Source organism: Acidimicrobiales bacterium, from assembly GCA_040219515.1.
Taxonomy (GTDB): Bacteria; Actinomycetota; Acidimicrobiia; order Acidimicrobiales; family Aldehydirespiratoraceae; genus JAJRXC01.
Genome location: JAVJSI010000013.1, coordinates 201722 through 213841, shown reverse-complemented (window position 1 = coordinate 213841; position 12120 = coordinate 201722). Strand labels below are relative to the sequence as shown.

Here is a 12120-nt window from a genome sequence, read left to right as displayed (position 1 = left end):
CCAGCTACGCCGGCTTCACCCACTTCTACAATCACCACAGATCACACGGCGCACTCAAATGGGCAACACCAGCCGGCACCCTCGCCACGATCATCAAGGACAACCTCCCCGAAGATCACAACTAGCAACTGGTCGCCGGGGTCGTGAGTGCGGCCGCGACCCGCCAGAATGGGCGAATGCCCGAATCCGAGACCGCGCCCAAGCTCGACGACGAGACCACGGCGGCCCTGACGCTGTTCAACGAATACGTCCAAGCCGATCGCGAGCGCACCCAGCGCGAGAAGCGGATCAAGAAGGCAGAGCGGGCCAAGGACGACGCCGCCGCCGTCGTCAAGAAGCTCGGTGACCGAGGTTCGGCCGAGGAGAAGGCCGAGGCCGAGAAGGCCTACCGCGATGCCGCCGATCGTTGGAAGAAGCTGCGCGACGGCGAGGAGCCCGACGAAGCACCGGCCGAAGACGCAACGCCGGCCGACGAAGCCACGGCGGCCGAGGACACTCCCGGCGAGCAAGCCGCCGCCGACGAAGCTGGCACCGAAGAGGAAGCCCCCGCCGAAGAAAGCGCGTCCGACGAAGAGGAGTGACGCCGGTCAGTGGGGGTGCATGCCCCCGTCGACCACCAACACCTGCCCCGTCATGTAGCTCGATGCCGGCCCGGCCAGGAAGAGCGCCGGACCCACCATCTCGTCGGGATCGGCGGCTCGCTTCAACAAGGTGCCCGAGGCCATCGACTCGGCCGCCCCCGGGCCGAGATTGCGCACCATGTCGGTGTCGACCGGTCCCGGCGCGAGCGCGTTGACCCGGATGCCCTTCTCGGCCAACTCGGCGGCATACGAGCGGGTCATCGACAACAGCCCCGCCTTCATCGCGGCATACATCGACACGCCGCGGGCGAACTGGAACGCGCCGACGCTGATCACATTGACGACGGTGCCCGAACCGGAGACCTCGAGATGCGGGACGGCGGCCTGGACCAGCAGCGCCGGACCACGCAGGTTGACCTCGAACGACTTCTGCCACGTCCCGTCGGTCTGCTGTCCGACGGGCGCGGCCAACGCGTTCGCCGCATTGTTGATCACGACGTCGATCCCACCGAAACGATCGACGGCCGCGCCGACGAGCGTCTCGGCCCCGTCGGCGTCGCCCATGTTGAGGGCCACCCCGAGCGCCGACGCACCCATCGACTCGAGGTGGGCCTGGGTCTCGGCGCACGCGTCGGCCTTGCGGCTCGCCACCACCACGTTCGCTCCCGCCGCCGCGAGTCCTTCGGCCACGGCGCGCCCGATGCCCCGGGTGCCGCCGGTGACGATGGCAGTCCGCCCGGAGTAGTCGAACAGGGTCCTGAGCTTGGTGGCGTCCATGGCGGCGGACGTTAGTGGATTCGACCTCGGGGCTCCGCTTGCCGCGCCGCCAGCGCGCACGCGTGCGCATACAAGCGCGAGTCGTACTCGGTGTCCGCCGCGATTCGATCCAGGAGTTCGGACGACTCCTCGCTCGACTCGTCGCTGACGTTGGAACGCGGTGCGGGTGGCAGTGGGAGACCGGTCAGCGCGACCGTCAGACCGACCATGTCGTCGAGACGCTCGGTCACGCCCACACCGTCGTAGGAGTCCAGCACCCGTGCGGCTCGTGTGTACTCCTCTTCTCCGATCTCCATGGGCCGTGCGATACCCGTGGACCAGAACTGACCGAGGCCCTCCTGGAGCGCAGCCTTCGCCTCGTCATCGTCGCCCAGCGCATCGCCGAGGCCCGCGTGGCGCTCGTTCCGTTCCTGCGTATCGGCGAACAGCTGGGACTGGTAGTTCCTCAATCGGCTGCGCCACCCCTCGTCGGCGTAGACCGCCTCAAGATCGCCGGGAATGCCCAGACTCCGCGCGATCTGGCGCAAGTGGGAGATGGTGCGGGCGATCGGTTCGCGCAACACGGTGAGCCGCAACGCGTCGGGTGCCACCGCGGTCGCAACCCAGGCCGGCTGATGCACGTTGATGAGCCGGAACTCCCTGCGCTTCGCCGGGTCGAGGCCGATCAGGAGATGGCTGAACGTCTTGGCGGTGACCTGACCGAGGTCGCTCCCTTCGGCCGGATAGATCGATTCGGTGGGGAGCACCGACCGAAAGCTGTGGCTCAGCGAGGTGCCACCCGTCTTCATAACGTGCGTGAAGAAGATCTGCCGGGGCGCCATCGGAGGATTGTGACAGAGATCAGTCGGCCAGCAGCCCGAAGAGCATGTCGAAGAAGTGATCGCTCGGGTAGTCGGTGACCAGGTCGAGATTGGGCACGCCCCCGGTCGTGCCGAGTTGGTCGACGTCGAGCACACCGCGCTGGGGACCGTCGCCCACCATCACGTCGACCCACAGGCGCGTCATCGTGGCGGGCGAGGGATCGATGGCGTGGGCCATCGCGATCGGGTCGGGCAGATCGTCGCCGGCGAGGCCGTTGCCCATGGCGAACCTGCGAACGACCTGGGCGATGTCGACCGCGAACTCCGAGTACTTCGTGCCCATGGCCCGCATCTGCGCGTGGCGATCGGCGTCGACCACCGCGGAGCCGATGGAGATGTCCCAGCCCACGAGTTCGAGTGGCAGGCCGGAACGCACCACGATCTGCGCGGCCTCGGGATCGGCCCAGAAGTTGTATTCGGCCATGGCCGACACGTTGCCGGGACCGTTGACGCCGGTGCCGCCCATCACCACGACCCGCGCCACCGCGTCGACGATCTCGGGCGCCCGCAGCAACGCCAACGCCACATTGGTGAGCGGGCCGAGCGTGACGAGCGTGATCTCGCCGGGAGCACCGAGGATGGTGTCGACGATGATGTCGGCACCGCGGCCGGGGGCGGGCGTGCGACCCGACAGCACGAGACCGCAGTCGCCCATGCCGTCGGCGCCGTGGACCTCGGTGGCCATCTCGAGTTCACGCATCAGCGGACGCGCCGCGCCGGAATGGACCGGCACGTCGACGCCACAGAGCTCGACGGTGTAGAGCGCATTCTGCACCGCCTGATCCAGCCCGACGTTGCCGCACGAGACGGTCAGCGCCTCGACCTCGATGTCGGGGTGGCGCAGCGCCATGAGGATCGCGACGGCATCGTCGGAAGCGGTGTCGGTGTCGATCAGAAATCGGCGCATCGGCGGATCCTAGGTGGCCGGCTCGGACCCGCCCAGCACCGAGCTGCTCCGTGGCAGCCCGGCCACTCCGCGTGATAGACCCGGGTCGTGTTCACCCGGCTCGGCAGGCTCGCCGTGCGACGGCGCGGCCTCGTGCTCGTTGCGACCATCGTCGTCATCGCCGCGGCCCTCGTCGTGGGCGTCGGCGTGATCGACCGCCTCGCCGGGTCCGGTTTCGACGACCCCGACGCCGACTCCGTCGCCGCACGGACCCAGCTGGAGGAGACCTTCGACACCGGGTTCACCGACGCCGCCTTCCTCCTGACCGTTCGCGACCCCGGGCCCGACGAACCGGCCGTGGACCGGGCCGACGTGGTGGCCGCCGGCCAGGCGTTCACCGCCGAGATCGCCGCGCTCCCCGGCACCGACGACGTGGTCTCGTACTGGTCGGCCGAATCCCCTGAGGCATTGCGATCGACCGACGGCACCCGGGCGCTGGTGCTCCTCCGATTCCCCGGCGAGGCCGACGACCCGGTGCGCGAGGCACTGTCGATCCGGCTGACCGAGGACTTCGTCGAGACGCCCCGCGGTCCGCTCGACGTCCGCATCGGTGGTCGCGACCCGGTGTTCGAACGCATCGGCATGGCGGCCGAGCGCGACCTCGCGATGGCCGAACTCATCGCGGTTCCGCTCACGCTCATCCTGTTGCTCGTGGTGTTCCGCACGATCGTCGCCGCGTTGATTCCCGCCGTCGTCGGCGTCGCCACGATGATCGGCGCGTTGCTGGTGCTCTTCCTGATCACACAGTTGACCGACGTCTCGATCTTCGCCATCAACCTCGTGGCCACACTGGGTCTCGGTCTGGCGATCGACTATTCGCTGCTGATCGTCAACCGGTACCGCGAGGAACGGGCTCGGGGGCTCGACGTCGACGACGCGGTGGTGACGACGGTGGGCACCGCCGGCCGCACGGTCGCGTTCAGCGGGCTGACCGTGGCGGTGTCGCTCTCGGCGCTCCTGGTGTTTCCGATCTACTTCCTGCGGTCCTTCGCCTACGCCGGCATCGGCGTGGTCGGCTTCGCCCTCCTGCTGTCCGTCGTGGCGCTTCCTGCGACGCTGAGCCTGCTGGGCGACCGGATCGAAGCCGGCGCGATCCGACCCCATCGGTCCCGCCGCCACGGCATCAGCATCTGGCGGGCGCAGGCCGACCGGGTCGTCGATCACCCGTGGCGCTATCTGGTCGTCGGCACGATCCTCCTCGGCGCGTTGGCCGTTCCGTTCGCCGGCGTCGAGTGGGGCGAATCCGACCATCGCTCACTGCCGCCCGGCGACGAGGTGCGAGCCACCACCGAACTGATGACCACCGAGTTCGACGCGGCGGAGATGAACGCCTTCCCCGTCGTCGCGACCGGCGGCGTCACCGCCGACGCGATCACCAAGTACGCGCTCGAGATCTCGCAGCTGCCCGGTGTGCAGCGCGTCGACACCGCCAACGGGGCGTTCGTCGGCGGCGCCTCGATCGTGCCGGGAGATGAGGCGACCACCGCCCGGTTCCTGCGAGACGATGCCACCTGGTTCAACGTCGTGCCCGGTGTCGAACCGATCAGCGCCGAGGCCGAGCGATTGGTGGAGACCCTCCGGCGCGGCGACAGTCCGTTCGACGAGGTCCTGATCGGCGGCGGCACCGCCGGGTTCATCGACACGAAGGCCGCGATCCTCGACAACCTGGCGCTGGCCGCGGCCCTGCTCTTCGGCGCGACCTTCGTCCTGCTCTTCCTCATGTTCGGCAGTCTCCTCGTGCCGCTGAAAGCCATCGTGCTCAACCTCTTGAGCCTCGGCGCCACGTTCGGTGTGCTGATCGTCGTGTTCCAGGACGGCCTGTTCGAGTCGACGCTCGGTTTCACCGCGACCGGCTTCACCGACATCAGCACGCCGGTGTTGGTGTTCGGTATCGCGTTCGGGCTGAGCATGGACTACGAGGTGTTCCTCCTGTCGCGCATCAAGGAGGAGTACGACCGCGCCGAACCGGGCCGGGCCGGGCGGAACGAGAACGCGATCGTCGACGGCATCGACCGAACCGGCCCGCTGATCACGGCGGCCGCATTGTTGTTGACCGTCACGTTCCTGGCCACCGCCGCCTCGAGCCTCAGCTTCCTCAAGCTCTTCGGCATCGGCCTCGCGGTGGCCGTGGTGGTCGACGCATTCCTCGTGCGGGTGACCATCGTTCCGGCGCTGATGGCGGTCGCCGGCAAGTGGAACTGGTGGGCGCCGGCGCCACTGCGAAGCTTGCACGACCGGTGGGGGTTCGCCGATCACGACACCGAGCCGGTCATCGATCTGGCCGATGAGATCGACCTTCGGGACACGATCGATCTCACCGACGAAGGCGACCTGGCCGACGAGATCGACCTCCGCCCGGGCGCCCATGACCTAACTTCGTGACACGACTCGAGGGGGAGAGCGTCATGGACGAATGGTTGGCGGAGCTGGGACCGGAGGCGCGCGAACGCCCCGAACCCACCGTTCGGGGATCGGTGGTTGCGGCGGCTGCGGTCCTCGCCGTCGTTGGCTTGGGGGCGATCGCCATCGATGCCGGCAGCGGCGACGACGGCACGAACATCGTCGGCGTACTGCTCGGTCTCGTGACCGTGGGTGCCGGTCATGCGACCCTCGTCGCCCTCCCGCCCAAGGTGCGGCCGGCCGGCGTCACGCTGGTCGCCCTCGGTACCGTCCTCGCGCTCGGTTTCATCTTCGACGACCTCGACGCGCCCACCCTGCCGCTCCTGCTCCTCACGGCGGCGTATGCGGCCCAGTGGCTGATCGGTCCCGCTCGCGGCGCGACCACCCTGCTGACCCTCGCACTGCTGAGCGCGTGGGCGCTGATCATCGATGTCGTCTCGAGCGACGAGTCGTCCTCGTCCGCGACCGTGAGCCTGGATGATCTCTCCGTGCCCGCCACCTCGTTCACGAGCGGCGACGAGACCGTCAGCTACGTTTCGCTGCTGATCGGCATCGCGCTGCTCCTGGCCACGCGGGCGCTCGACGGCCGGCGCTTCCACGGCCTCGCCACGAGTTCGCTGATCGTCGGTGACATCGCCTTCGTGATCGGCACGTTCGGCGTGGTGGCCTCCTTCGGCGACGACGCCGCGGGATCGATCTTCATCATTCTGGCCGGCCTCGTCCTCGCGTTCGTGGGCGCGGGCGGCGACCGTCGGCTCACCACCTGGCTGGGTGGCATCGGGGTGCTCATCGGGCTCCTCACCCTGCTGAGCACGATCGTCGAGCTCGACGACGCCACGCAGTTCGGATTGGTCGCCATCGTGCTCGGCGCCGGCATCGTCCTCGGTGTGGCCTTCATCACGCCGGACGCTGCCGACGACGCCGCGCCGATCGACACCCAGCCGGCCAACGCCGCTGCGGTGAATGCCCCGGCGCCGCCCGTCGATGCCCCTGCCCCACCGGTGCCGACCGCCCCGCCACCACCGGTGGTGCAGACCGGTTGGCACGCGGACCCGACCGGGCGTCATGAGTTGCGCTGGTTCGACGGCAGAACCTGGACCGCCAACGTGGCCGATCAGGGCGACGTGTCGACCGACGAGGGCGTCTGATCGCTCACGGCCGTTCGTACGGTGAGTCGGCAAACCTCGGCGGGCCGTCGGTGGCCCACCGCTAGCCTGACTCACGATGACTGCCACCGAGAATGACGGCGCCGCTCGCACGACGGCGCCCTACCCGCACGTCGAGAGTCCGGATCTTCCGGCCATCGAAGCGCGCATTCTCGAGCGGTGGGAGACCGCCGCCACGTTCGAGGAATCGGTCGCGCAACGCCCCACGGTCGTCGAAGGCAGCAACAACGAATACGTCTTCTACGACGGTCCGCCGTTCGCCAACGGTCTTCCGCATCACGGTCATCTCCTGACCGGCTACGTGAAGGACGTGGTGCCGCGCTACCAGACGATGAAGGGCAAGCGCGTCGAGCGGCGCTTCGGCTGGGACTGTCACGGCCTCCCGGCCGAGATGGAAGCCGAGAAGCAACTGCCGGTCTCGGGCCGCGCGTCGATCATCGACTACGGCATCGAACGTTTCAACGAGTACTGCCGCACCTCGGTGTTGAAGTACACCCAGGAGTGGGAGGAGACGGTCACCCGTCAGGCTCGCTGGGTCGACTTCGAGAACGACTACAAGACCATGGACCTGCCCTACATGGAGTCGGTCATGTGGGCGTTCAAGCAGCTCTGGGAAAAGGGCCTCATCTATCAGGCCAACCGCGTGCTGCCCTACAGCTGGGGCGCCGAGACACCGCTGTCCAACCACGAGATCCGTCTCGACGACGCCACCCGGCCACGCCAGGACCCCGCGGTCACCGTCGCGTTCACGCTCGACCCGGTCGACGGCGACGACGGCCCGATGGCGATCCTCGCGTGGACGACCACGCCGTGGACGTTGCCGTCCAACCTCGCCCTCGCGGTCGGCCCCGACCTCGACTACGCGGTCATGCTCGACGCCGACGGCACCCGCTATGTGCTCGGCGAAGCCGCAGTCGAGACCTACGCGAAGCAGCTCGAGAACGCCGAGCAGGTCGGCACGCTCAAGGGCACCGACCTGGTCGGCCGCACCTACACGCCCCTGTTCCCCTACTTCGCCGACATGGCCGAGGTCGACCCGACCAAGCCCCACCACGGCACCAGCCGCGCCTTCGTCGTGCTGTCCGGCGACTTCATCGACACCGACGAGGGCACCGGGGTGGTGCACATGGCCCCCGGGTTCGGCGAGGACGACCAGCGTCTGTGCGGCGAGGCCGGGATCGGCATGGTCGTGCCGGTCGACGATGCCGGGCGCTTCACCGACGACGTGGTCGAGTGGGCCGGCGAGAACGTGCTCGAGGCGAATTCCGGCATCATCAAGCACCTGCGCGAGACGGGTCAGCTGATCCGCCACGACAGCTACACCCACAACTACCCCCACTGCTGGCGCACCGACACGCCGATCATCTATCGGGCGATGCCGAGCTGGTACGTGAAAGTCACCGACATCCGCGACCGGATGCTCGAGACCAACCAGGAGATCAACTGGGTGCCGTCGCACATCAAGGACGGTCGGTTCGGCATGTGGCTCGAGGGGGCCCGCGACTGGTCGATCAGCCGCAACCGCTTCTGGGGTTCCCCGATTCCCGTCTGGGTCAGCGACGACCCCGACCACCCGCGCACCGACGTCTACGGCTCGCTCGACGAGCTCGAAGCCGACTTCGGGGTGCGACCCGAGAATCTGCACCGACCGTTCATCGACGAGCTCACGCGGCCCAATCCCGACGACCCGACCGGGCAGTCGACGATGCGACGCGTCCCCGAGGTGCTCGACTGTTGGTTCGAGTCGGGCTCGATGCCCTTCGCCCAGGTGCACTACCCGTTCGAGAACAAGGACTGGTTCGACAGCCACTTCCCGGCGGACTTCATCGTCGAGTACATCAACCAGTCGCGCGGCTGGTTCTACACGATGCATGTGCTGTCGACCGCCCTGTTCGATCGTCCCGGTTTCCAGAACGCCATCTGTCACGGCGTGCTCCTGGCCGACGACGGTGCCAAGTTGTCCAAGAAGCTCCGCAACTACACCGAGCCCTCGGAGATCTTCGAGAAGCAGGGATCGGACGCCCTGCGGTGGTACTTCATGTCCACCAACATCGTCCGTGGTGGCGACACCCGCATCTCCGACCAGGCGATCGACGACGTCGTTCGCCAGGTGATCCTGCCGATCTGGAACGCATATTCGTTCTTCACGCTCTACGCCAACATCGAGGGATACCGCGCACAGTTCCGTCCTGCGGCCGACGACGACTCGGTGATCCTCGATCGCTACATCCTGGCCAAGACCCACGACCTCGTCGTGAGCGTCGAGACGCGCATGGACGCCTACGATCTGCCCGGTGCGGCGATGGAGGTGCAGGCCTTCATCGACGCACTGAACAACTGGTACATCCGTCGTTCCCGCGACCGGTTCTGGGGCACCGACTCCGGCCACGCCGACAAGGCCGGCCTCGACACGCTCTACACCGTGCTCATCACGCTGGTGCAGGTGGCCGCGCCGCTGATGCCGATGATCACCGATGAGATCTGGGTCGGCCTCACCGCCGGCGACGGCGACCAGCCCGAGTCGGTGCATCTCACCGACTGGCCCCGGGCCGACGCCTATCCGGCCGACGCCGCGCTGGTCGCCGCCATGGACCGTCTGCGCGACGTGGCGTCCACCGGACTGCGACTGCGCGAGGACCAGGGCCTGCGGGTGCGCCTTCCCCTCGCCTCGGTCACCGTGGCCGGCCGCGACGCGTCGACCCTCGAACCGTTCTCCGACCTGCTGGCGGACGAGCTCAACGTCAAGGCCGTGCACGTCACCGAGGAGATCGGTTCGCTCGCCACCTTCATCCTCCGCCCCGACGGAAAGGCCCTGGGGCCTCGTCTCGGCAAGGACGTGCAAGCGGTGTTCGGCGCGGCCAAGAAGGGCGAGTGGACCGCCAACGACGACGGTTCGGTGTCGGTCGCCGGCCACGTCCTGGCCGAGGACGAGTACGAACTCGCCCTCGAATCCCCCGACGATGTCGTGGCCGCCGCCCTGCGTTCCAACGATGCGGTCGTCACCCTCGACACCGACGTCACCCCCGAGCTCGCGGCCGAGGGACTCGCCCGCGACATCGTCCGCGAGGTCCAGAACGCCCGCAAGGCCGAGGACCTCGTGGTCACCGACCGCATCCGGGTGTGGGTCGAGGTCGCCTCCACCGGCGCCGTCGCCGCGCTCGAGGTCCATCGCGCCTACGTCGCCGAGCAGGTCCTGGCCACCGAGGTCGTGACGGGCGCCGGCGACGACCATCTCCACATCCACGAAGCGACCCTCGACGGCGAGCCCTTCCGCTTCACCCTCTGCGTCGACCCCTGACCGTTGCATTCGGGGTCAGACCCCCGTTGCGATTCCAGGCGTTCAGCTGCCGATGCGGCGGCCGTCCTCCACGAGGTTGATCTCCCAGAGCACCTTGTCGAGGGCATCCGCCGAGCTGATCGTCGGGTAGCGCAGCGGGGTCTCCTCGGTGACGCACGTGCCGATGGGCGCGAGCATCGTCCACGGCGTGGGATGGGCGAACTGCACGACCGAGTAGCGGTCGCCCTGCTGGCCGGGGCTCGACACGACACGGTGGATACCGGGCGGGATGACCCCGTTGGTGAGGCGCTCGAGCATGAGGCCGGTGTTGATGATCGCCCGGTTCTCCGGCGGGGCCGCGTCGACCCACTCGTCGTCGATCTTCACCTGGAGCCCCGCAGCGGTGGCCCGGGGCAGGGCGGTGATCAGGTTGATGTCGGCGTGCTCGCCGGCCCACACGTGCTGCTCGCCGGGGGCGTTCTCCATGGCGGGATAGTGGATGGCGCGGGTGAGGGTGGCGCCGTCGACGAGCATGTCGTCGAAGAAGCGTTCGTCCACACCGAGGCCGGCGGCGATGATGCGCAGCACGCGGGCCTGGAGGTCGGCGATGGTGCGATGGAAGCCGAGCAGGAGATCGTGGACCCCGGGCAGGTCGTTCTCGGGCAGCGTCGGCGGGCCGTAGCGGTGCGGATACTTGCCCCGCAGCGGATGCCCGTCCGCCAAGGGCGCTCCCCAGTTGAGCATCTCTTTCCAGTCGGGCACGTCGGCGCTCGCCGCTGTCTCCACGAGCAGGCCGGTGTAGCCGCTCTGTCCGTTGGAGCCGGGCACCATGTAGGCGTCCTTGTTCTCCTGCGGAAGCGTGAAGAACGCTTCGAGCTGTCCGTAGACGTCGTCGATCATGTCGACCGAGAGATCGTGTTCGACATAGACGAACCCGGTGCGCAGGCTCTGGGTGACGCCGTCGATCACGGCCCTGCGAGCGGCGGCATCGCCGGTCTCGAACGCCACCAGATCCACATCGAGAATCGCGTGCTCACTAGCCATGTCGCTCACCCTATCTCGCTCCCCCCTCCCGCAAATTGAGGCGAGTTGGCCACCGGTGCGGTGGTCAACTCCACCAAGATCGGAGCGGAGGGTCACGCGGCGAGGGCGAGTGCGGGTTCGGCAGCCGCCTCGGAATCGGCGACCACCTCGACGCGGGTTCCGACGATCAGACCGAGGCCGGCGAGGCCGGGGAGACGGTCGATGTGGCGATCGATTCGGGCCGCGGCATCGAGACCGTCGTCGCCGCCGAAGAGGTAGGTGATGAGGTGGCTCGTCTCCGCTTCGGGCATCACCGACGACCCGACGGGACGCCAGGCCCGGGTCAGCGCCGATCGGGTGAGGCGCTGCGCCAGCCGCGAGTCGGCGAGCCGGTCGCCGGCCTGTGAGGCGTAGAAGTCGATGTGGCGACCCTCCTGCTTCATGATCCGGCGCAGCAGCGCCGTCAGTGTCGGATGATCGGCCCGCTGGACGAGCCGGGCGTAGCCGGCCTGGGTCGTCCACTCGTTGACCGCACCCCACGTCATGTGGACCGCCGAGAAGTGCCGCGAGAGCGACGAGGTCACCATCATCACCAGGGGGTCGAGACGGTCCCGCAGGCGGGAGCGCACCTCGGTCACCCGTTCGTTGCCGAACGGTTCAGCGTGGGCGGCGAGCACCTTGCCGATCGCCTCGCCGTGCCACAGCTCCTCGAACGCCCAACAGGTGAGGAACGTCGTCATCTCTGGGTCCTTGTGCGCCGGGGTGACCAGCAGGTCGCGGAGATAACAGGCGGTATGGAGCTCGACATCGTGCATGTAGCGCAGACAACGCAGCGCATCTTCGGACAACGGCCGGGTTCGGAAGCCGTCGTAGTCGATGTCGCGGTCATCGAGTCGCCCCACGACGGACTTGTACTTCTCGATGTCGAACTTCATGCCCACCGTTCGGAACGACGCCCTCCCCCGGATTGCCGATCCCCCGCCCCTTCCCCGATTGAGGCGGACTACCCACCGCTGCGGTGGTGAACCCGCCTCAATTTGCGGGGTTGCGGAGTAGAGGGTGGCGCGGGGCGACGGTTCGTGGGTTAGTA

The 12120-nt window shown here is 68.2% G+C and carries 9 protein-coding genes; 4 read left to right on the top strand and 5 right to left on the bottom strand.

Annotated elements, in window-relative coordinates; all coding sequences use genetic code 11:
* The first annotated feature begins 176 nt into the window (after positions 1-176).
* On the top strand, positions 177-581 hold the full coding sequence (locus RIB98_13355) for a hypothetical protein (GenBank protein ID MEQ8841962.1): 405 nt from the start codon (positions 177-179) through the stop codon (positions 579-581).
* A gap of 6 nt (positions 582-587) precedes the next feature.
* Here the strand turns inward: RIB98_13355 and RIB98_13350 are convergent, their stop codons facing one another.
* The 3 genes from RIB98_13350 to RIB98_13340 are packed head-to-tail and all read right to left on the bottom strand — an operon-like array spanning position 588 to position 3125.
* Positions 588-1358, bottom strand: coding sequence for an SDR family NAD(P)-dependent oxidoreductase (locus tag RIB98_13350; protein ID MEQ8841961.1), 771 nt, complete (start codon positions 1356-1358; stop codon positions 588-590).
* A gap of 11 nt (positions 1359-1369) precedes the next feature.
* Positions 1370-2179 carry a hypothetical protein gene (locus RIB98_13345; GenBank protein MEQ8841960.1) on the bottom strand — a complete coding sequence of 270 codons (810 nt, stop codon included), beginning with the start codon at positions 2177-2179 and terminating at the stop codon, positions 1370-1372.
* 19 nt (positions 2180-2198) lie between these two features.
* Positions 2199-3125, bottom strand: a complete 927-nt coding sequence (locus tag RIB98_13340; protein ID MEQ8841959.1) for a nucleoside hydrolase — start codon at positions 3123-3125, stop codon at positions 2199-2201.
* Between the two features lie 87 nt (positions 3126-3212).
* Here RIB98_13340 and RIB98_13335 point away from each other — a divergent pair, with 87 nt between their 5' ends.
* The 3 genes from RIB98_13335 (at position 3213) to ileS (ending at position 10028) form a co-directional block, all read left to right on the top strand.
* A complete protein-coding gene (locus RIB98_13335) occupies positions 3213-5546 on the top strand; it encodes an MMPL family transporter (protein MEQ8841958.1) in 2334 nt (777 codons plus the stop codon).
* On the top strand, positions 5543-6712 hold the full coding sequence (locus tag RIB98_13330) for a DUF2510 domain-containing protein (GenBank protein ID MEQ8841957.1): 1170 nt from the start codon (positions 5543-5545) through the stop codon (positions 6710-6712). The genes RIB98_13335 and RIB98_13330 overlap by 4 nt, the downstream gene beginning before the upstream one ends.
* Positions 6713-6788: 76 nt before the next feature.
* Entirely contained in the window at positions 6789-10028 is a 3240-nt protein-coding gene (gene ileS / locus RIB98_13325; protein ID MEQ8841956.1) for an isoleucine--tRNA ligase, read from the top strand.
* Between the two features lie 42 nt (positions 10029-10070).
* Here the strand turns inward: ileS and RIB98_13320 are convergent, their stop codons facing one another.
* Both RIB98_13320 and RIB98_13315 read right to left on the bottom strand, forming a co-directional pair.
* Positions 10071-11051, bottom strand: a complete 981-nt coding sequence (locus RIB98_13320; protein ID MEQ8841955.1) for a 2-oxoglutarate and iron-dependent oxygenase domain-containing protein — start codon at positions 11049-11051, stop codon at positions 10071-10073.
* 92 nt (positions 11052-11143) lie between these two features.
* On the bottom strand, positions 11144-11965 hold the full coding sequence (locus tag RIB98_13315) for a hypothetical protein (GenBank protein ID MEQ8841954.1): 822 nt from the start codon (positions 11963-11965) through the stop codon (positions 11144-11146).
* Positions 11966-12120 lie beyond the last annotated feature (155 nt).

What these genes read in the sequence shown, in the direction of transcription:
- RIB98_13320 (MEQ8841955.1), bottom strand. Translation starts at nt 11,051, where the DNA reads ATGGCTAGTGAGCACGCGATTCTCGATGTGGATCTGGTGGCGTTCGAG.
- RIB98_13355 (MEQ8841962.1), top strand. Translation starts at nt 177, where the DNA reads ATGCCCGAATCCGAGACCGCGCCCAAGCTCGACGACGAGACCACGGCG.
- RIB98_13350 (MEQ8841961.1), bottom strand. Translation starts at nt 1,358, where the DNA reads ATGGACGCCACCAAGCTCAGGACCCTGTTCGACTACTCCGGGCGGACT.
- RIB98_13345 (MEQ8841960.1), bottom strand. Translation starts at nt 2,179, where the DNA reads ATGGCGCCCCGGCAGATCTTCTTCACGCACGTTATGAAGACGGGTGGC.
- RIB98_13315 (MEQ8841954.1), bottom strand. Translation starts at nt 11,965, where the DNA reads ATGAAGTTCGACATCGAGAAGTACAAGTCCGTCGTGGGGCGACTCGAT.
- RIB98_13340 (MEQ8841959.1), bottom strand. Translation starts at nt 3,125, where the DNA reads ATGCGCCGATTTCTGATCGACACCGACACCGCTTCCGACGATGCCGTC.
- ileS (MEQ8841956.1), top strand. Translation starts at nt 6,789, where the DNA reads ATGACTGCCACCGAGAATGACGGCGCCGCTCGCACGACGGCGCCCTAC.